Below are 20,252 nucleotides of genomic sequence, written 5' to 3' on the forward strand. Positions count from 1 at the left end.
CAGAGGGATTGTGGAAAAGCATTAGTCGTAAAGCAATTTGATTCACAGCCTGTTTTAGAAATAGAAAAGCGTCAGAAGGTAACAACGAAGGCAGGCGAAGCCGTAGTCCGTATCCTTAGAGCCGCACTGAACCCATATATCTTGATTACCGTTAAAAATATCAGCATATACCAGAAAATAATGACTCCGTTCCCATACATTCTGATCCAGCTTTTCAAGTCAATTAACGCCTCAATCACTATTTTATTTGGGCGGATTCTTACTTATATTAGGCTTGTTGGAAGGCATCTTGTTTTTTATAAGTACAAAGTGGTTATTGCCTATCTTAATTGGTCCTGTGGATTTTAATAAGAAACAAACTTTGGTTGTGCTAAGCGGGGCCTTCTTCAGTGTCATTTCAGGAGTAGCCACCATGGTGGTACATTCGAATTAATAAAGTACAAATCCCTTTCTCGACTCTTACACCAGAAAGGGACCGCCACTTTTCTATTTACATTTCCCTCTTGCTACAACCAATGGCTAAAATAATGGTCTACAGCCTGCGCGGAGTATCCGTCCTCACCACGCCAGTTCACAATGGCAAAAAAATCATTTTTTCCTCCTCGACCCGGTCGATCCTTGCTAGAGGTTAGTATTCCTGCTGTTGCCAAAATTTCAAGCAAGGCATCCCGCTCGTTTTTACTTGAAGGAAGCACGCCCTTAAGCCGTTTCTCCAGCTGACGGGCCGCATCCGTAGGCTCACAGCTACTAATCGTCTCCATAACCCTGCGAAAAATCTCGACATCCTCTGCTTGTACCTCGATGTCCTCTTCCTTGATCAATAGCTCCAAATCAAGCAGATTATATACAATGTGGTTGAGCCGGATTCCGCCCCATTTGATTCTCTCAAAATTCAACACGTTCAGGTCTTCATTCTTGTAAGCTTGCAGACTGGCAACATGATAGCCGTCACAGATATAGCAATCACCAAACATCGCATAGGTACTGCCATTGTTTATAGTTGCATACTTTCCAGCGTTGCTCTCAAAAGCATGCTGTGGAAGCTGGTGAGTCAATATCCAGCTGGAAAGCGCACTTCGAAGATGTAGCTTTCTTGTCGACAAGCTATGTAGGAATGCTTTTGCCACCTGTTCTTTTGTTACGATTTGATGCAAATCAATTAATCTCTGCACGCACTCATCATGGGTGATCGTGAGCGGTTCAAACATCAGTCCCTTGCTCTTGGCATAGGCAAAATCTTCGTCTGAGATGCTACGTGATTCTCTATCAATCCAGCCCGTACTGTTCCAGAAGGTCTTCATTACGATCTGTTTCGCTTTTTTATCCATAGACTATTCTCCTCTCCTTTTCTCATGCAGCAGATATTTTATTTGAAAATGCCATAGCTTGATAGGCTCTGTTTTTCACCTATTTCATAAGTACTCAAACCCAAAACACGAGCATCCAAAAATACTGTGAATGAAAATATCTTACTTACGTTATGTGATATAGACGAAGAAGGTAAGGCTTTGGTGTAAGAGACGGAAATAATCATCTGTTTTGGAATGTATCTCTTATCATTATAGTACATACGTTCGTGTGTTTGTATAAAAAATAAGTCGATGCCTCTTCTTTTCTAGTCTAATAAGGAAGCTTCTGTAGCATGATAGATAAACATTTTTACATAAAAAGACGACAATCAAAACAACTATCTATCTAGCTACCTATAAAATACCGAAAGACCTTATCGTTAAAAAAGAGGAATCATAAATAAATATCTCTATCTCTTTCATGCAAAATTCCAAAATGAAAAAAGTAGACAAACGCAATCACACTCATCCCGCTTGTCTACTTATCCATTTATAAATCTACGATATTTGATGTCGGTGGAGGGCCAATGTCGAGCCCACTCACTTGACCGAACGTGCCGATCGAATCATCAACAGGAATAGGTAAGGTGCCCCTAGCAAAGCGACAACGATACCTGAAGGAATATCCTTAGGAATGAGGATGACTCGCCCGATTAGATCGGCAGATGCCAGAAGCACCGCTCCCAGCAGGGCAGAGATAACAACCATCCGTCGATGATAGGAGCCGACCAGCATTCGTGCCGCATGAGGAGCAAGCAAGCCGATAAATCCAACTGCTCCCACACTGGCAACCGCAGATGAAGCAAGCAGAACTGCGATGACCGCTACAATCAGCCTCGTCAGACGTACATGTAAGCCCAAACCCATCGAGCTCTCGTCGTTAAAGGACAAGAGATCAACTCTGCGTCCCAACCACCAAGCAATTGGCGTCAGGAGAAGTATGGTAGGTAGCAAGCGGCTCACTTCCGTCCAACCGCGTCCATATGTACTCCCTGCCATCCAAGCAAGAGCTGGCGCTGCTAGAAGCTGGGCTTTCACGATCAAAATATTGATAAAGGCAGAACCCACCGCTGCTACCGCAATACCCACAAGAGTCAAAATGACTGGGTTTAGTCCTCGACGCCAGGAAACAGCGTATACAATGACTGCTGAGATAATACCCCCTAGCATAGCTCCTAGCGGCATCCACCCTGAGAACTGTGGAAATACAAGTAACAGGAGGATTGCGCCTACCCCCGCCCCACTGGTGACCCCAACAATTTGCGGATCAGCCAAAGGATTTCGAACCGCGCTTTGCATAAGACTCCCGCTGATTGCTAATGCCACTCCTGCCAGCATAGCCGTCAAAAGCCTAGGCATTCGCAGATCAAACAGCAATTGACGGTACAAATCATTTCCTTGCCCCATGAAAATGGCAACGATCTCTGTCCACGATATGTACAGGTTTCCGCTCGACAGGCTGATCATCCAGACAACAGCTAGCATGACACAAAGCAGAAGAACCAGTAGTGGATAAGAAATTCGGCGACGCCAGACTCCTACACTCATCGAAGTACCCGAAGCGGAGCCTGCACTCAAATTCCGGGAAACGCGTAACGCCAGCCAAATCAACCATGGACCGCCGATAGCAGCAGTGATGGCTCCTGCCGGAAGCTCCCCATAAGCATTTACAAACGTGCGGGCAATCGTGTCTGAGGCAACGAGCAAGGCGGCACCCCAGATCGCACTGATCGGCAACAGCCAAATGTGGCGGTTCAATCCTGACAACCGTACTAAATGGGGAGCAACTAGTCCAATGAACCCGATTGGACCTACTACACTTACACTTACGCATGTGATCAGAATCGCCAGAAGCATAGCAAGCAGACGAGTCTTGCCTACCTTTTGTCCAAGCGAACGCGAGGTTTCCTCATGAAAGCTGAGTACGTCTAGCTGGCGAGCCATCAGACAACCAACTGCGATCCCCCCAAGGATCAAAGACCAGCTAAACTGAACTCCTGTCCAGTCATTTTGTTTCAGTGAGCCTGATCCCCAGAGGAAAATTCCTTGCGTTGTTTCTTCATTAAACAAAATGATGGCACTTGTAAGTGAGGAGAACACCAACGTGATGATCATCCCAGACAAAGCCACTCGTACAGGAGTTCCTTTTCGTCCGCCTGCCATGAAGTAAACGGCAACCGCAGCAAGGATTCCTCCAGCCATTGCAAAAGGAAGCGGGAACTGATGCAGGATCGAAGGCCAAAAGACCATCCCAAACACCACGAAGAGATATGCGCCCGCATTCACCCCCAGAGTTGTCTCTGAGGCGAGCGGATTTCGCGTCACGGTTTGCATCACCGCTCCTGCTACAGCCAAGGCCGCACCAGACAAAAGCCCCATTACGGTTCGTGGCAGTCTGACCCCACGAATCATCTGATGATCGGCGATATCCTGAGGAGAGATAATCGCCTGAACTACGGAGCGAAGAGAAACATCAGCCAAGCCCTGTGTCAGACTGACAAAGGTAAGAACCAATAAAACGGCAATCCCTCCCAGTAGCATCCAAAACGGCCTCCAGCCTTTTCTTTGAGAAGAAGGGGCTGGATGGATGTCGGTTGAGGCAGACGATACATGCTTGGCGAGGCTCATTTCGCTAGTAGATCTGCCGCTTTTTTAGCCATGATTTCTGCGGACAATGGCCCGCCGTAAGGCCACATGTCTCCTCCCAACGCATAGATGCGATTTTCTTTTACAAAGGTTAACCCATTCCATACAGGGTTGTTTTTCAATTGATTGTTGATGACATTATCATCATCCTGAATGATATGCAGGAAGTTAGCATCCTGCAACGGTGGAAGCGCCTCCACATCCGTGGTCGTCATTCCATTTTGTTCAAACTTTTTCGGCTTGTACGCATTTTTCAAACCGATATGCTCCAGAATTTTTACCGCTGTAGAGTTATCAGTAGATAGGCGGAATTCTACCGCATTTTGATTACTGTAGCCCATTGCCAATACGAACGGAATTTTGTCCATGCCGGCTTTGACAATTCTGTCCTTTGCCTCTGCATAAGTCTTGTCGAGGTTTTTCAAAACGTTATCTGCTTCTGCTTTTTTATCCAGAATATCAGCAATCTCTGTAAAAGTGTCAATCATTCGGGAATATTGGTCACCTTGACCCTCAAGCGGGTTTGAATCATACACGATCGTAGGAGCGATTTTGCTCAGCTCGTCGTAGTTTGCTTCCACATTACGTTTTATCCCGATGATTAGGTCTGGCTTCAACAGCATGATCGATTCCAGATTTGGTGCAATACGGCTTCCCACATCCACTACATCTGGTGCAATTTCCACTGGGAGCTTGACCCACTTTTTCATATTCTTAATATCAGCAATCCCTACAGGCTGCATACCTAATGCCAGCACATGCTCAGCACTGCTCCATTCCAATGCAACGACACGCTTAGGAACCCCTTTGATCTTTGACTCACCCATTACATGCTTCACTGTTCGCTCTTGCTGTTCTCCGGATTTGTCAGACTCTGACTGGGCTGTTGGAGCTGATTGTGTCTGTGTTCCCCCGGTTTGTGAGGCTGTGCCTGAGTTACCGCATGCTGCAAGTACCAGCATCAACGACAGAAAGACAAAAAAGACTGGCAGTTTAACAAAACGCATTGAATAATTCCCCCTACTTGAGTTCTATGATGTAGCACAAAATGATTGCATAGTTGAACCAGATGATATGCCTCCTAAAGAAAGATGATAATGATTATCATTTTCTGTGTCAATATTAGAATATGCATATGTTTTTTGTTTCTTTATTGGGAGCGGGGGAAATGTTACTTCCTGTTGTGAGGATTAGGTGGTTATGCTTTTTTGGAAGGATAATGCTGTGGTATAGCTGTTGTCTGGGGTTGGGATAGTGTGTGGGTATGGTTTAGGAAGGTAGTTACTGATGGGGTTTAGCCAAATGTGATACCTTTTGCTCAAATAAGAAAGACAGCCCAAAACTTTTTGAAGCAAGTTTCAGACTGTTTTTGTTGTTTATAGAAATTTATTGGGTAATCCCCATCATCTGCTTCATATCCTCCTGCGCATGTCCGATCAGTTTAACGTTAAACAAGTCCTGCAAGACCGTGAGCACGCCTGGCTGAATAAATTCAGGCAGCTTTGGACCAATTCGGATATCCTTGATTCCCAAGCTGAACAACCCGAGCAGGATAGCCACTGCTTTTTGCTCAAACCATGAAAGCACGATGCTTACCGGCAAATCGTTGACCTCGCAGCCAAACGCGTCTGCCAGAGCCGCTGCGATCTTGATTGTAGATACAGAGTTGTTGCACTGCCCCAAATCAATATAGCGGGGAATATCGGTTCCTGGCACTGTTCCAAAGTCCACATCATTAAAACGGAACTTTCCACAGGAAGTGGTAAGAATAACCGTTTCCTTTGGTAAAGAAGTGGCCAATTCCCGGTAGTATTCGCCGCCTTTCCCCGGTGCGTCACACCCTGCGATCACGAAGAAGCGTTTGATCTTGCCTGCTTTTACAGCATCGATAATTTCCGGCGCTAACCCCAAAACCGTCTCGTGATGATATCCGGTGATTAAAGTTTGATTGGATTCGATATTTGCTTCTGGCAGGGAGAGTGCTTTTTCAATCAGTGGAGAAAAATCGTCATTTTCAATCTTAGTTACTCCCTCTAGCCCTGCTACATCATAGGAGTAAAATCTGTCAGCATAACTGCCTTTAATCGGCATGACGCAGTTTGTTGTCGCAAGAATTGCCCCTGGAAACTCCTCAAACAGCCGTCGTTGATCGAACCATGCTTTGCCGATGTTTCCTTTCAAATGTGGGTACTTTTTCAAAGCAGGATATCCGTGGGCAGGTAGCATCTCGGAATGAGTAAAGATGTTTATGCCTCTCCCCTCTGTCTGTTTCAGCAATTCCTCCAGAGCAAACAGATTATGTCCAGTAACCACAATGCATTTGCCTTCTATTTTATTTTGCGATACGGTTACAGGCTGGGGAACACCGAAGTGCTCAGTATGGGCTTTGTCTAATAGCTCCATCACCTTGATTGCGGCCTGACCTACTTTCATCGCCATTTTTAGATGATCGTCCAGATTAAAGTTAACATTAGTCAAGGTGAAATATAGCGCTTCCTGGGTGATGCCATCCACTTCGGAGTCGATATAACCCAGTTGGCGGGCATGCGTCGCATACGCCGCAATCCCTTTTAACGCAAAAACGATCGTGTCTTGAATGCTAGCCAATTCCTCTGTTTTCCCACAGACACCGATCACCTTGCACCCACCGCTTGGGGTTTGTTCGCACTGGTAACAGAACATCACGATCTCTCCTTTTCTCTTCTGCCCTTTATAAGTTGATTATAAAAATCAACCATCCTATTCGATGTGATACGGCTCACAAAAAGGGTGGAGAAACGGTGACAAGCGAGTGGGTGCTAAAAAACTAACCATTCGTGGAGTGATTTTTTATCAATGCAAAAAGGCCCCTTCTGCGCTTGTCACAAAAGGGGTTAGTTAGTAAAAGTGGTATCCCTTATTTCATTAAAATTCAATGCTTTTGATCTTTCTATTGTCGTTCCTTCTTTCGATTCGAAAGATTAGGTAAAATTTATCAGGTACTTATGATAAGGCTCACCGTAGCCTCTCTAACTGCGAATTTTGAAAAAAAGAACCTTCAATCCAAAGATAGATCGCAAGGTTCTATGTTTTATTTTCAATGATATTCTATTGTTTACTCAATACTTTATGAAATTTTTTATTTTATCTCTGTTTTTTTCAATCATTGCCTTTTCAATCTCTTCATCATAGAAACAATTGTCCATTAATGAAAAAAATGTTGCTTTAATTTTTTCATTAAATACCTTTGTTTCTACATCCAAAGAATTAACTATAGACCGTTTCTTTTTCGCTTAGACCAAGCGTCTGCGCTGTTGAAGTATGAATTTCCTGGAAAAGCTCTGGGTTTTCCACTAGTGACACGCCATAAGAAGGAACCATTTCTTTTATTTTCGGTTCCCAATCTTTCATATGTTGTGGGAAGCATTTTTCTAATACCTCAAACATAACGTGAACGGCAGTAGAAGCACCCGGAGAAGCGCCAAGCAATGCAGCTATCGAGCCATCAGCGGCACTAACAACTTCCGTACCAAATTGAAGTGTTCCCCTGCCGCCGGCCTCAGTATCTTTGATAACTTGCACACGTTGGCCCGCTACCACTATATCCCAATCCTCGCTTTTGGCGTTCGGAATAAACTCGCGTACTTCTTCCATGCGCTTTTCATTCGATAACATAACTTGCTGGATCAGGTATTTTGTCAATGCCATCTCTTTTGCGCCTGCCGCCAACATAGTGAAGACATTATTCGGTTTTACGGAACCTATCAAATCAAAATTTGAACCAGTTTTTAAGAACTTTGGTGAGAAGCCGGCAAACGGTCCAAACAGCAATGATTTTTTGTTGTCGATATATCTTGTATCAAGATGCGGAACAGACATTGGAGGAGCACCAACCTTAGCTTTACCGTATACTTTTGCATGATGCTGCTCTACAACTTCTGGATTGTTACATACCATAAATAGTCCGCTTACCGGGAATCCTCCAATATGTTTTGACTCAGGAATGCCGGTTTTTTGTAGTAAAGGCAGACTTCCGCCCCCACCGCCGATAAAGACGAATTTTGCAGTATGGTATTCGATTTTACCGCTATCGATATCATGCACTTTCACTTCCCACGAGCCGTCGCTAGTACGTTTAATATCCTTAACACTATGCTTGTAGTTTATCTCGACGTTTTTACTCTTTAAGTGGTCAAACAATATGCGTGTTAAAGCACCAAAGTTGACATCTGTTCCAGAGTCGATTTTTGTTGCCGCTATCGGTTCATTCGATGTACGGCCTTCCATGATAAGCGGAAGCCATTCCTTCAGTTTTTCAGGATCATCGGAAAATTCTATCCCTTGAAACAAGGGATTGTTTGACAGCGCTTCAAAACGTTTTTTCAAAAACGTTACATTTTTTCCCCCTTGTACTAAACTCATATGAGGTATTGGCATGATAAAGTCCTGCGGATTACCAATCAGATTGCTGTTTACAAGATAAGACCAAAACTGTCTGGAAAGCTGAAACTGTTCATTAATTTTTATAGCTTTGCTAATATCTATAGATCCGTCAGATTTTTCGGATGTATAGTTAAGCTCGCACAGTGCAGAATGGCCCGTACCCGCATTATTCCATTCGTTAGAGCTTTCTTCTCCTGCATTTGGGAGCTTCTCAAACACTTTGATTTCCCATTCCGGTGCTAACTCTTTCAGTAATGATCCCAAAGTCGCGCTCATGACTCCGGCACCTATTAAGATAACGTCTGTTTTTTTCTGTCTGTTGCTCATTATAACCTTCCTTATCCCCTATATTGGCAAAAAAGAGGTAGGCGCTCCTGCTTAGGTGTCACAAAAAGCAAGGGGCTACCTAGGAACACACCTTTTCTGTCTCAATTATAACCATACCATAGTCTATTATAATTATTTATAGATTAAAATATCTACTGTTATCTGATGATTATAAACTATTTAAAGCTGGTAAAAAAGTGAGAATTCCGTCCACAAGGCCCTAGGAACACACAAAAACCAAGGCCTTAACCCAGCTTCTTGCAAGGGTTGAGGCTTTGGTTTGCCGTTATTAGTGGACAGACATTCTCTAATTTTTGTCGTTACTTGTGATACGGTTCTCCGTGGTGTATCTAAATGAGGTTTTTAAATTTTTTTCTCATCTAGATATGATTCAACAAGACCACGTCCGCTGTAATACGTAAGCTGATTTAAGTTCTCAGATAATGTTCTCAAGGATTTAATAAAAAGGTCCTTATTGCCTTCAAACAATAAAAGCACTTCCCAGTCAGTTGTTAGAGAACCTTCAGATAAAAATTGCTCTATATGAGTTCTATCATCTCTATAACCAAAACATCCACTAACATAATTATAGTCACCTAAGTATCGATGTTTTAATGAACGTAAAAATTCAAACAAATCGTAATGAATCATGTATTCAACACTATCAAATGCCAATTGACTTTCTTTAAAAACCTCTTCCATAAAAGGGAAAGTAAACATTACTTCAATGGGTAAATGATACGGTCTTTCTGGTTGTAATCGTTGAAAAGCATCATATAAATGTCTCCGTGGAGAAACATACCAAGAAAAAGCTTGTCTGCTATGAAGTCTATCTCTTACTTTTGGTTTCATCATAATTTCATCTATGTAAATCTTTCTAACGTCTCAATTAGCAATCGTTCTTGAAATTCACCTTTACCATAATAAGCAAGTATTGATGATAAAACGGAAATAGGTTTTATGATGGCTTTTATTTCTTCAATCCATTGTTTCATAAGTTCAATAGTTGCTTCTTGATTAGAATCAAGTTTATTAATTTTACCAATAACGTCTCGTGATTCATTAGTAAACAAATCACGAATAGCCGATTCATCATCATTTTGAATATAATCTTTTAATCTTTTAATTTTGACTTGAATATTTTCTGGATTAACCTTCTTCAACTTAGAAATGTTAAATACAGCTTCTTTTATTTCTCGGAAGAAATGGTCAGCACCTCTAGAATCTATTAATAAATTGGCATCCCTGAAATTAATTAATTCTTCTGCTTTTTCACCAATTGATTCAGAAAAAGAGTGCCAGTACCATGAGTACCTACGCCCCTTAACACTTTTAATCGTGTCTCTAAGCGCTGTATCCCACTCAGCCGACCAACCTGATATTATTAGCCCATAGTCATCAAAAACTTGTTGTAATAACCCAGATAGATTAGAGGAATAGCACTCTAACTCATCGGTAATATTTTTAAATCTTGTGTCTCTGTAATCGCCATGAATTTTTAGTACTGTACAGTCAGCATGTGCTAAAGGTTTCATTCCTTCTATGTCTGAATCATGGTAAAGTGTTTGATACTGTACATTCAATTCATCTAATGCTTGTTCAATTAAGCGGTCAAAGTTTGTTGTGACAATTACTTTTATAAAACCCTTTTTTACTAATTCCGCTATTGATTTATGGGCTTCAGTTGGTACCTTTCTTCCTTCCTTTAGGTCCTCTTCTGTAGGTTCAAAAAATTCTTTTAGTAGTCCATTCCGCTCTGACGATGTTTTAGCTAGCATACCTATTACTTCATCGTATAAAGGAGGGGTTCCGAATTTTTCTTCATACCATTTAATTTCATCTTGCTCTTCTGAACCATCTACTAGCATAATTCTTCTGCACAGCTCTTTTAGAACGCCCCATCCTGTAGGGATACCTGATGAATAGGATATACCCGAACCCAGCAATAAGGCATAAACACCTTGATTTGCTTCAACAGAAAATGATAATGACATTAATTTATCATCCAATTTTAAGTCCTCCTTCTAGTGTTACTAGAGCTCTTCATAGCCAAATTCTTTAAATAATGTATCTAATCGTTGCATGATGTAATCATGTGCTCTTTCAGTAACTTGTAGATGGGACTTCTGTCTATGTGTGTAAATAATTTCACTGAAGTTTGACTTAGGATTAGGATACAGGTCTGTTTGTAGCTCACGAGCTAGCTCCCTTAAAGTGATACCATTTTTAATTGGTGCTTTTAGGAACTTCCCAGTTAAAAGCTCAACATAATAAGGATATCTGTTCCTATCGGAATTAGTTGGGGTTCTATCATTGATAACATTCCTCTCTGAAAAGCCAGAAGTTATTGCATAACCTACTATTATAGGAGTACCTTTGTCCTCTTTATCCGTACTTACCATTGTCATAAATAATAGCTGACCATCTTTTATTCCGGATGGTGGTTTTGGAAAGAATGTGCGCTTTCTGTGTTCCTTTTTCCTTCTTTCAAAATAGGTTAAGTGGTTGGGAATGCGATTTTCACTGTTACCTTCAAACTTCAACCAAATACCAGTGTTACGTGTTTTAATTTGTTTTTCTGTTTCCTCTTTAAGTATCTCCTCAATAATGTCCTTTTCTTTCTTGTTATCTAGTGGTTGCTGACCATGCAAATCAAGAGTTGCTCCCCATTTCACTCTATTAGGCTGGATGGTTACAGGTAATTCATTTTTTCTAGGCTTTTTTTGCGAATGGGCTCTTCCTGTTACTGCATCATCACAATAAGGTTTTTCTTTTGCAATAAGGTCTTGGGTTATTTCCCAGTCACCATGATTCTTGATGTCTTTAAGTAGACCATCAAAATAATTATTACACTCCACGGAGAATTCACGCTCTTCTTCCATGAAAATTCCAAACTCATGATTTTTATAAAACCCATTAAAAGTAAAATTAGCTGAACCCATTATTATTGATTCATTATCAAAGATGTAAAGCTTGGTATGAAGACCTTGAAGTGCATACATCTTCACACCAGCCTTTTTAAGTAGCTCTAAACCGGTAATACTGCTAACACCCTTAATAAAATCCTCTCTATCAAAGCGTGTAATTAACACACAGTCTAACTCAATATCCGTTTCTTCAATAAAATTAACTAAGGCTAATGCTGTTTTATAACCGATAAAAGGAGAAATAATTCGAATCTTTTTCTTAGTTGAATCTAATAATGAAAAGAATGTGCTTCCAAAATTTTTATCTAAAAAACTAATTGGCATTTATGTTCCCCCCTTTATTGCATAGTGCAGTTGTATATCTTCATCACAATTTAAACCTATTCTGATGATTGTAATCTGACTTAGCTTGACCTCTTCAATAAATTCCAAATCTAAAGTATTAAACGAAAATTTTTTTATCTCATCATCTCCCTCTAATATTACCATATTTTGATATACACCTAGTATGAAGTTATCAAGTTCTTCACCATTGCTAAGATATTCATAGAGACAATCAAACTCGCTGTTTAAGTACTGTAAAAATTCATTTGGAATCTCACCTGCAAGGTTTTTAAGGTCTGTCAAACATTGAATCCTTTTCATTAACGATAACTCCTTGAAGGATTCTGTGTAAGCTCTGATACTAAACAAGCTACAATTCCAACCACTGTTCCAATTACAAAGTATTGCATTACTATTCCCCCTTTATTTTTCAAAATTAGTGTTCTTCTTCACATAAACGTAAATAGATACGCCAAATGCCACGCCTGCTTTGAATAGGTCAATTGGTGTCATGAACTCACCTCCCTTGCCGTAAAATTAAACACGAAAAAAGAGACGAAAACTCTTACAGAGCAAACCTCTCTGACGTGTAAACATAGTTGATTGTGTTACCTTTCCGACTGCCGGTTCTTTACACAAAGCTAATCGGCTTAATAAGTTCTCCATCTTTCGAAAGACCAATACAGATATCCTTCAATCCTTGCTTATCCTGTAACAAGTACACAACGTTCGATGCACCACCATCATACAAGAATACCCAGCATGTTAATTCTGGTTTGATTTCATCTGGTATAGTAGCCTTAACCTCTTCGTTTCTTATGTCATCCACTGATAGGGTCCTAACGTCCGCTTTCCAGTCCTTCCAAGCTAAATGTGGATGGTGCTCCTCCATGTAATTCCTGAATATATTAATAATGCTCATAGGTAATTTGCTCCTTTTCATAGGTCGATTAAAATAGAAAAAGGGGGAGAGAACTCATCTGTAATAGATGAATCCTCTCCCCCTTTAAAGGTGAAGCGTTTTGCAACTTCTTTATTGAGTTGTATTTGTATCGTATCAATCTTTCGGTCCTCATTGATGGTGATTTGACGGATTAGCAGGTGCATCAGCCTTTTCCTCTGCTCTCTGGTCAATGACTCTTGATAGGCACTTTTGAAGTTCTGCATGACCTGTTTGACCATTGAAAAGTTTATGAGTTGTGTACCACCTTGCCCCATCTGCAGTTCAATTGGAGAAAGTCTCTCTTCAAGTCGTTCCTTTTCTTCATTCAAAGTGAATAACCGCTGCACAAGGTCTGCTTTTTGAATCAAATCATCTTCGTACAAACCAAGGACCTTCTCTTTCTTTTGTTGATTGGATTCCAGTGCCTTTTTCAAGGTCTCATATTCGTGTTGAAGCGGAGAAGAATCTCGTTCTTTCTTATTATTAATCCGTTCAACAATTTGCTCTATAAGCACGTCATTTGTGGCTATGTTTGATAGCTTTTCAAGTACATGAGGGTCTGCATAATCCGTTCTTACTCCATTCGAGCGACAAACCGCTGAACCTTTGTTCTTCCAAGCTCCACATACATAATACTCCAGAACCTTTTTTGTTCCGTCTTTGAGTGTATTCGTTGTCCTCCCAATTACCATTCCTGCCCCACATGCAGGACACTTCATGATACCAGTGAGAGGAAACTCGCCGTCATGTATTCGATTAGGCTTGCCGGTTCTACTAGCCATGATATTTTTTGCTTTTTCCCATGTTTCTTCTGAAATGATGGCTTCGTGCTGCCCTTTTTCAATCACAGGTTGAGGATTGATATTGTTTCTTCTCTTCTCGTTCCAATCTCTCCGCACATTATAACGTATAAATCCTGCGTAAAGGGGATTGCTTAGAATCGTTTTTACCCCGTTGATGGAGAAGTCTTTGTTCTTTTTTGTCCGGTGTCCTTCATTGTTGAGTTTGTTTGCGATGGATTTGTAACCATTCCCCTCAACGTAAAGGTCAAATACCTTTCGGACCGTTTGCGCTTCTGTTGGATTAACAACAAGTGTTGAGAGTTTTCTCTTACGGTTTTCTCCTGGAACACTCACAACATCATAACCAAGAACCTGACCGCCATTCCACGACCCTTCTTTAGCTCTTGCTAACATCCCCATTTTTACGTTTTGAGCGATATTATCTCGTTCAAATTCTGCAATGACTGCCAACATACGGAACTGCATTTTACCCGCTGGAGTTTCCGTTTCGTAACGCTCCGTAAAAGAACGAAAAACAATGTTTCTCATTTCCAGTTCTTCAACAATATTAAGTAAGTCCTTTGTCTTACGAGAAAAGCGGTTCACTTTCCAAACGAGCACCAAGTCAAAGTCCTTACACTTAGCATCATGCAGTAATTGTTGCAAAGCAGGTCGTCCCTTAATATTTTTCCCACTTTTACCCCTATCCACGTATTCCTTATGGACAACGTAACCTTCTCGCTCACACATTTCCCTTAGTACTCGGACCTGTTCATCAATACTGTAGCCTTCCTCTGCCTGTTCCAATGTGGAGACTCTAGCATATATAGCTGCTCTTTTCTGTGTTCCAGTTTGGCTGAATTGGTCAACCTGGTTGTCGAGCTGTCTCGCATAGTTCGGCATCACGTTCACCCCCTTTCTAGTTTTCATCCTCAATTAACCAACGTGCTACCTGTGACAGCGAAATTCCTTGCATGGCTGCTAACCTTAAATGTCTCGTATTGAGTAATGTGCTCATGCATTCAAACACTCTCAATCCTTCTTCTGTAGAAGTCTCGAAAGGTTCCGTTACTGAACAAATCTCCACACCATATCTTGCAAGCTCTCTTTCTATTTGTTTAAGCTCCTTCCCATCAGGAGTAAGCGTAAATACATCCCAAACAACGACTACCCCGAACAAGCCTTCAGCAGCATCCTCCAACATTCGCTTCAATACATTTCTTCTTTTTCCTTGAGATTCCGAGCTTGGTTCCCAGTAGACTCTACTGACTTGATATCCAGCCCGCTCACACTTTTCTTTTAAGACCTGGACGTCTCGATGAATTCTGTACCCCTCTGGTTGGGTCCACGATGTATTTCTTGTGTAAATTACTATCTTGTCTTGGTTCTGCTGTGCAGTTTCAACTCTACTTATCATTGGAATCTCCTCCTTTGGGGTGTTTTGTAAGGTATTCTGTGACCATTTCTGCTAACATGTCTAAAAGATTTTGATATTCGTAGATAGAACCTTCTTTTTCGTTCATGGAAGCTCTCCTCGTCGTAGTAATAATATATATTTCATTTCTTTGTAAGAAAGTGGGGGGGAGGGGTGGTTAGCTAAAACAAAACTTTTTTCATGGGTTTTAAGCTTTTGGTATTGAGCAGTTTTTTGCCTTTCACACACCCCCTACACCCCCTTAGAACTGAATAATATCGCCAGCGAGAGTAGGGAACTGTAAATCTTCCAATTCTATCAGCTTTATTCCGTCATAGTAGACAGTTCCTTTGACTTTCTTCTTCACAATCGGAATATTTTCACTGTCTAAAATTACTTTGAAATAGCGCCAAAATACTTGACGTGATTTCGTTCCTTTGTCGTCAATCCCCTGAACATTTAGCCATTGACTATACATATTGTAGAAGTCTGACTGTTTAGTGCGGGAACCGTCCTCTTGGACCACATGAGAATGAAAAAAATCTCTCACTGGATTTTGCTCATCGTAGTAAGCACTTTCGGTTTCTTCAATTGCTTTACAGGTACTGAACTGATAGTTATTGCTTCTCAACCGCTTCAATCCTAATATCGCCCAATTAAGAATTCCAGGCAGTTCCTTAAGCAGTTCGTCTTTCAAATCTACGTTTCGTTCTTCTTTCTTAAAGGTTCTTGAAAAAGGTACGATAATAAGTTTTCGGAAATAGCCTTCTGTAACGTCTGATGAGTCAGGAAGGTTGTTGACTAGAAACACCAAACGGCAGTATGGGCGATAACTAATCGCAGGACGATACTTAATGTTAATAGTGATGTTATCTCCACTAACAATCGCCTTAAAGTTTTCGGTTTTAAGTGCCTTTCCACCCATTTCGTTCTCAGCAGAAATGTTAAGCGACTTACCAATCATACTTTCCATACCGAATTGGTCATTGAACTTGGATAGAGGTACGCTGCTGACGTTTTCGGGTCCAACTAATTCAGTTACTATGGAAGCCAGCACACTTTTTCCATTGGCTCCACTACCATAGTAATAGACCGCTTTTTCTGCTTTGGTTTCTCCAGTCAGCCAGTATCCAATCAACTCTTGATGTACAGCGATTAGTTCATGATTGTTGAGTGTAATATCACGCATGAAATCATCAAAATTAGGTGCTGTTGCATTCGCATCATAAGGAATTGGGATTTGAACTGTAGAAAGGTACATTGGCGAATGTTCATGTAGCCTGAACGTAGACAGATTTAACATGCCGTTCTTTAAGTTGATAAAGTTGCGTCCTGTGTTCATCTCTTCTACAATAGGTGCTTCACGTTGGAGAGCTCGAATAATCTCAGTTTCATATGTGCTTTTCCAACTGTTCCATCTACCCTCATGCATAACTGCCCTGATTATTTTTCCAAGATTCACCTCTGAAAGTTCTTCATATACACCCATTGTGTTGTATAGAAAGAGCCTTCCGTCTCTTGTTGAACGAACATGGCATCGCTTGAGGAAATGCCTTGCAAAAACGTTAGCGTTGAAGTGGTATCGTTTCTTTTTGTCATCGTAAAGAAACCCCCTTTCTTCCGCCTTTCCAACCTTCAAGACTTCACCCAGTTCCAAAAGCAACGATTCCGGAACCAGTGAGTCAGCAATCAATTGAGCAGACTTGAATCGTTCTAAGGATTTGTGTCTAGGCATATCGCGAACATGTTCCATCAAAGCGGAGAAGAAAGATTCTTCTTCTCCAATTGCCTCCATGCTAATAGCAGTTACCAATAAGGATTGTTTTTCTGGAACATCAATCTCCTGGACCAATACTTTAAGCGTCTCCGAAGATTCTAACAATCTTAGTTTGCTTATTGGATGCTTTGATAAAAAGTTGTGAGCTTCTTTTTTATCCAGACGAACATTCTCATTTTTACTTACTTTTACCTTTGCTACATCAAATCGCTCGTTCGCTTGAATAGGGTGGGTTTGAGAAGCACTTGACTCCTCACTATTTGTTTTAGGTTTACTTTTGTGAATCACCGGTCGCTTAACCTTTTTCAATGCCATTACGCCACCTCCCCATACAATTCAAATGAACTACAATTAATAATCTCAATGGGCTCGTTTTCCCTTGCTCCAAAACATTTTGAGTTAAACTCAGGGAAGAAGTTAATTAAGTCATTACATACAGATTTCACTGAATCTTCAGGGTCATCCATGTAACAACCATCTTGAATTGCAATTCCCCAGATTCCGGTTTGGTCTAGAAACTTAGCAAACTCTAGTTGCAAACCAGCGTATTGACCTCTAGTCATTACCATCTGAAAACCCTTAGGGTAGAAGTCAATCTCTAAAAAATCTTCATGAATATTGATTCGATTCGCAAGCACTTTCTGAACTGAAAGGTCTTTTACTAATCGTTTTATAACTCTTTGCATTCCATCAGGAGAAGTCCCTTCAGGAATCGGAACCTGAGCTGCTAGACGATAGATTGCATTGACCCCATCATAGTGGTCGGTCCTTGCATCAGTTAGAGATGATACTGCAATTTGATAGTTATTTTTTTTGTGAACCATAAATTTTACCTCCGTAGTCGTTTTTGTTTACGATTCTCATTGTATTTGGCAATTAATGAATCATCACGGAAAGATTTTAGAGGAAATGCACGAAAAAAATTCCTTGACATAACAAAAACCTTCTGAACCATTTAACGTTCAGAAGGTTTTTGTTGTTTTTGTTCTATTAGCTCTTGAATCTCTTGTTGAATAGATGGGGGAAGTTCAAGGAAATCTGCCGTAGTATACATCTTCTTTTTATTTAAGTGAGGATAAGAATTTACTACTTCAAGAAAGGATTCTTGGAATAGTAACTGCTGTTCTACTTACTGTCTATACAAAGCACTTAATGTCCTTAAGTCATTCATATATTGTTCCTGAAATTCTAGCTTTGACTTTAGGCTGCTCATGTCATCGAATAGAGAAAAATCATTCTTTACAATGCGCATTACTTCATTAATATTTTTCTCGCTCTCCAAGTAATAGTCATCACTCATTTGGTCTTGTAGCCAGTCTCCAAATAACTTATTGTCTTCATCTGTCAACTTCTGGCTTTCAATCTCTGCTAAAATCTCAATTAAGGTTGTCAGAGCTTTTTCATCTGTTTCTTGCTGTAATGTTTTTCCCTTAACCAGTTTTTTATTTAACAGGTCTAATGCTTCCTCATTTTTTGGGTTTTCCAACATATTTCTAATCAACTTGATATAGGCATCTAGTTGCTCTATCGGAGCTTCAAACCTCTTAGTTGGATGCCCCAACATTTTACGGACTTTATTTATATGACTTTCTACTCTTTTTCTATTGGACTCAAACACACTGGAGTTAGTATCTTCATCTCCATAAACTTCTTTCGTTAGGTCTGTTATGTTAAAAGTATTCTTAGACACCTTAAAATCCGCCTTTCATTAAAATCATTCTCAAAAAAAAACCGGAAATGAGAATCCGATTTTCATCTTGTACTCCTTATCTTACATTATTCATTCTATATCAATATCTTCTGCTAAGTAATCCACATACCACCAATCTTCAAATCCTATTTTTCGTTGATAGATATTTTCATTTTCAAGACAAATCTTTATTTCGATTTCTTCCTCATTATCTTTGGCTGTAAAATATACAAAAGACCAATCTTCCATATCGAAGGTTACACACTGATATGAGCGTTCTTCTAATTCAGTAATATACGCTGTATATATCATTTCTCATTATCCTTTTCTTGCAGTAATATTTCTTCATAAATTTTCTCGCCATTCTTCAGACAAACTAAAAAGAGTGGTTGGTTCGTATCAGCATTAGATGCTACACAAACCAACCACTCATGTTCTTCTTTATTGTAAACACAAGAATGAACCAATACCATTTCAGGAGAAATACTAAGCAATTCTTCTGACACAAGATTTTCATCAAGTTCCTCTTTATACAAAAGAACTGACTCCTCTCCAACTTGTTCTTCATCAACATCGATTCCAAATTGTAAAGACATGAAGATAGCGAAATGTTCGGCGTTATAGTAACACATTGACCTTCCCCCTTATATATATCCTTTTTCTTTCAAGGATGTGTATTTTCCCTCTCCAATAATGAGATGGTCCAACAACTCAATACTCATCAGCTTACCTGCTTCAGCAAGACGTTTTGTAACATCAACGTCTTCTCTTGATGGAGTGGTTTCACCAGAAGGGTGATTATGAGCTACCATGATGCTAGCCGCTGATGACAATATGGCTGACTTCATAACTTCACGAGGACTGACGATACTTGCATTTAAGCTACCAATGTGACAGACGTTTATTGATACAGGTTGGTTCTAAGTGTCCAATGTCACTACAATAAAGTGCTCACGGTCTTTGTCTTCCAATAAGCTTCTCACTAACTCATAGGCGTCTTGAGGAGAACGAATACTCCTTCTTTCATATAGGATACTAGACTCTCTTACTAGCTTGACCGATACAATGTTAACCCTCTTTGCTGATGATTTTTTCATGTATTATCTCCTTTAGAAAAATAAAAAGAGAAAGTATTCAAGTAATATAGACTTGAACGCTTTCTCTAAAATTCATTACTATAATATATATTTAAAAGTTTTAGTTTAACGGCTATCTAAGCATATCTTTTCATCCGTGTAGATAGCTCTTCATGTTTTGGAAAAATAAAATAAGTAGTCATTGATTCACAAATACCCCACCCCTTTGGAATCACTTTCATTGTGAGACCAGTATAAAAATTCATTCTTAGGATATAAAGTAAAATACATTCATTTTCTATTAATAACTGCTTTAACTCATGATTTGCAGTGTACAGACCCTTAACTTTTCCATCAAAGGTCAAATCAACAAAATTGTCTACACTCTTTATCCTTAACTCTATACTTTCCCCCTTATTATTCTTATTAAAGGCAATTTTTTTAATATCACTTAGCATTTCGTTAGACAATAGTTTGGAGATACCATTTGGCATTATTAAATCTTCCTTAATAACCATATTTTCATCCTCCTGTTTTTTATAAGAACATATGTTCCTTTTTTAATTATATCAAGT

General features: G+C 40.1%; 18 protein-coding genes and 1 pseudogene. All 19 read right to left on the reverse strand.

Annotation, left to right across the window (positions count from 1 at the left end):
• Positions 1 to 506 precede the first annotated feature (506 nt).
• Entirely contained in the window at positions 507 to 1,328 is an 822-nt protein-coding gene (locus ACQV1I_RS24430) for a hypothetical protein (RefSeq protein WP_094700171.1), read from the reverse strand.
• A 561-nt stretch (positions 1,329 to 1,889) separates the two neighbouring features.
• Entirely contained in the window at positions 1,890 to 3,977 is a 2,088-nt protein-coding gene (gene fhuB, locus ACQV1I_RS24435) for a Fe(3+)-hydroxamate ABC transporter permease FhuB (protein ID WP_438769916.1), read from the reverse strand.
• On the reverse strand, positions 3,974 to 5,002 hold the full coding sequence (locus tag ACQV1I_RS24440) for an ABC transporter substrate-binding protein (protein WP_116333519.1): 1,029 nt from the start codon (positions 5,000 to 5,002) through the stop codon (positions 3,974 to 3,976). Before ACQV1I_RS24440 ends, fhuB begins: the two co-directional genes overlap by 4 nt.
• A gap of 379 nt (positions 5,003 to 5,381) precedes the next feature.
• The gene (gene hcp / locus ACQV1I_RS24445) at positions 5,382 to 6,677 is read right to left on the reverse strand and encodes a hydroxylamine reductase (RefSeq protein ID WP_094700176.1); all 1,296 of its coding nucleotides are present in this window, start codon (positions 6,675 to 6,677) and stop codon (positions 5,382 to 5,384) included.
• 564 nt (positions 6,678 to 7,241) lie between these two features.
• Positions 7,242 to 8,744, reverse strand: a complete 1,503-nt coding sequence (locus tag ACQV1I_RS24450) for a malate:quinone oxidoreductase (protein ID WP_116333518.1) — start codon at positions 8,742 to 8,744, stop codon at positions 7,242 to 7,244.
• Positions 8,745 to 9,107: 363 nt separating this feature from the next.
• Complete coding sequence (locus tag ACQV1I_RS24455) at positions 9,108 to 9,596, reverse strand: hypothetical protein (RefSeq protein WP_236645718.1); 489 nt, start codon at positions 9,594 to 9,596, stop codon at positions 9,108 to 9,110.
• A gap of 11 nt (positions 9,597 to 9,607) precedes the next feature.
• Positions 9,608 to 10,753 carry an SIR2 family protein gene (locus ACQV1I_RS24460; RefSeq protein ID WP_236645717.1) on the reverse strand — a complete coding sequence of 382 codons (1,146 nt, stop codon included), beginning with the start codon at positions 10,751 to 10,753 and terminating at the stop codon, positions 9,608 to 9,610.
• 24 nt (positions 10,754 to 10,777) lie between these two features.
• The gene (locus ACQV1I_RS24465) at positions 10,778 to 11,995 is read right to left on the reverse strand and encodes a phospholipase D family protein (protein WP_116333517.1); all 1,218 of its coding nucleotides are present in this window, start codon (positions 11,993 to 11,995) and stop codon (positions 10,778 to 10,780) included.
• The gene (locus ACQV1I_RS24470; RefSeq protein ID WP_116333516.1) at positions 11,996 to 12,316 is read right to left on the reverse strand and encodes a hypothetical protein; all 321 of its coding nucleotides are present in this window, start codon (positions 12,314 to 12,316) and stop codon (positions 11,996 to 11,998) included.
• A 310-nt stretch (positions 12,317 to 12,626) separates the two neighbouring features.
• Positions 12,627 to 12,917, reverse strand: a complete 291-nt coding sequence (locus tag ACQV1I_RS24475; protein WP_116333515.1) for a hypothetical protein — start codon at positions 12,915 to 12,917, stop codon at positions 12,627 to 12,629.
• Positions 12,918 to 12,934: 17 nt separating this feature from the next.
• Positions 12,935 to 14,623 (reverse strand): recombinase family protein, encoded by a 1,689-nt coding sequence (locus ACQV1I_RS24480; protein WP_116333514.1) that lies wholly within the window; start codon positions 14,621 to 14,623, stop codon positions 12,935 to 12,937.
• A 16-nt stretch (positions 14,624 to 14,639) separates the two neighbouring features.
• Positions 14,640 to 15,137, reverse strand: a complete 498-nt coding sequence (locus ACQV1I_RS24485; RefSeq protein ID WP_116333513.1) for a recombinase family protein — start codon at positions 15,135 to 15,137, stop codon at positions 14,640 to 14,642.
• 259 nt (positions 15,138 to 15,396) lie between these two features.
• Positions 15,397 to 17,226, reverse strand: coding sequence for a DNA primase family protein (locus tag ACQV1I_RS24490; RefSeq protein ID WP_116333512.1), 1,830 nt, complete (start codon positions 17,224 to 17,226; stop codon positions 15,397 to 15,399).
• A complete protein-coding gene (locus ACQV1I_RS24495; protein WP_116333511.1) occupies positions 17,226 to 17,735 on the reverse strand; it encodes a hypothetical protein in 510 nt (169 codons plus the stop codon). The genes ACQV1I_RS24490 and ACQV1I_RS24495 overlap by 1 nt, the downstream gene beginning before the upstream one ends.
• Positions 17,736 to 18,040: 305 nt before the next feature.
• Complete coding sequence (locus ACQV1I_RS24500) at positions 18,041 to 18,601, reverse strand: hypothetical protein (protein WP_116333510.1); 561 nt, start codon at positions 18,599 to 18,601, stop codon at positions 18,041 to 18,043.
• Positions 18,602 to 18,691: 90 nt separating this feature from the next.
• Positions 18,692 to 18,913 carry a hypothetical protein gene (locus ACQV1I_RS24505; protein ID WP_116333509.1) on the reverse strand — a complete coding sequence of 74 codons (222 nt, stop codon included), beginning with the start codon at positions 18,911 to 18,913 and terminating at the stop codon, positions 18,692 to 18,694.
• A complete protein-coding gene (locus ACQV1I_RS24510) occupies positions 18,910 to 19,233 on the reverse strand; it encodes a hypothetical protein (RefSeq protein WP_116333508.1) in 324 nt (107 codons plus the stop codon). The genes ACQV1I_RS24505 and ACQV1I_RS24510 overlap by 4 nt, the downstream gene beginning before the upstream one ends.
• A 12-nt stretch (positions 19,234 to 19,245) precedes the next feature.
• Positions 19,246 to 19,698, reverse strand: a pseudogene (locus tag ACQV1I_RS24515) (JAB domain-containing protein).
• Positions 19,699 to 19,814: 116 nt separating this feature from the next.
• Positions 19,815 to 20,195, reverse strand: a complete 381-nt coding sequence (locus tag ACQV1I_RS24520; protein ID WP_116333507.1) for a hypothetical protein — start codon at positions 20,193 to 20,195, stop codon at positions 19,815 to 19,817.
• Positions 20,196 to 20,252 lie beyond the last annotated feature (57 nt).

Source organism: Brevibacillus sp. JB24b (assembly GCF_051713385.1).
GTDB lineage: Bacteria > Bacillota > Bacilli > Brevibacillales > Brevibacillaceae > Brevibacillus_B > Brevibacillus_B laterosporus.

Excerpts from the sequence above, each read along its gene's own strand:
- ACQV1I_RS24510 (WP_116333508.1), bottom strand. The coding sequence starts at position 19,233 with ATGTGTTACTATAACGCCGAACATTTCGCTATCTTCATGTCTTTACAA.
- hcp (WP_094700176.1), bottom strand. The coding sequence starts at position 6,677 with ATGTTCTGTTACCAGTGCGAACAAACCCCAAGCGGTGGGTGCAAGGTG.
- ACQV1I_RS24465 (WP_116333517.1), bottom strand. The coding sequence starts at position 11,995 with ATGCCAATTAGTTTTTTAGATAAAAATTTTGGAAGCACATTCTTTTCA.
- ACQV1I_RS24430 (WP_094700171.1), bottom strand. The coding sequence starts at position 1,328 with ATGGATAAAAAAGCGAAACAGATCGTAATGAAGACCTTCTGGAACAGT.
- ACQV1I_RS24470 (WP_116333516.1), bottom strand. The coding sequence starts at position 12,316 with ATGAAAAGGATTCAATGTTTGACAGACCTTAAAAACCTTGCAGGTGAG.
- ACQV1I_RS24485 (WP_116333513.1), bottom strand. The coding sequence starts at position 15,137 with ATGATAAGTAGAGTTGAAACTGCACAGCAGAACCAAGACAAGATAGTA.
- ACQV1I_RS24490 (WP_116333512.1), bottom strand. The coding sequence starts at position 17,226 with ATGGCATTGAAAAAGGTTAAGCGACCGGTGATTCACAAAAGTAAACCT.
- ACQV1I_RS24505 (WP_116333509.1), bottom strand. The coding sequence starts at position 18,913 with ATGATATATACAGCGTATATTACTGAATTAGAAGAACGCTCATATCAG.
- ACQV1I_RS24520 (WP_116333507.1), bottom strand. The coding sequence starts at position 20,195 with ATGGTTATTAAGGAAGATTTAATAATGCCAAATGGTATCTCCAAACTA.
- ACQV1I_RS24440 (WP_116333519.1), bottom strand. The coding sequence starts at position 5,002 with ATGCGTTTTGTTAAACTGCCAGTCTTTTTTGTCTTTCTGTCGTTGATG.
- ACQV1I_RS24495 (WP_116333511.1), bottom strand. The coding sequence starts at position 17,735 with ATGGTTCACAAAAAAAATAACTATCAAATTGCAGTATCATCTCTAACT.
- fhuB (WP_438769916.1), bottom strand. The coding sequence starts at position 3,977 with ATGAGCCTCGCCAAGCATGTATCGTCTGCCTCAACCGACATCCATCCA.
- ACQV1I_RS24475 (WP_116333515.1), bottom strand. The coding sequence starts at position 12,917 with ATGAGCATTATTAATATATTCAGGAATTACATGGAGGAGCACCATCCA.
- ACQV1I_RS24450 (WP_116333518.1), bottom strand. The coding sequence starts at position 8,744 with ATGAGCAACAGACAGAAAAAAACAGACGTTATCTTAATAGGTGCCGGA.
- ACQV1I_RS24455 (WP_236645718.1), bottom strand. The coding sequence starts at position 9,596 with ATGAAACCAAAAGTAAGAGATAGACTTCATAGCAGACAAGCTTTTTCT.
- ACQV1I_RS24480 (WP_116333514.1), bottom strand. The coding sequence starts at position 14,623 with ATGCCGAACTATGCGAGACAGCTCGACAACCAGGTTGACCAATTCAGC.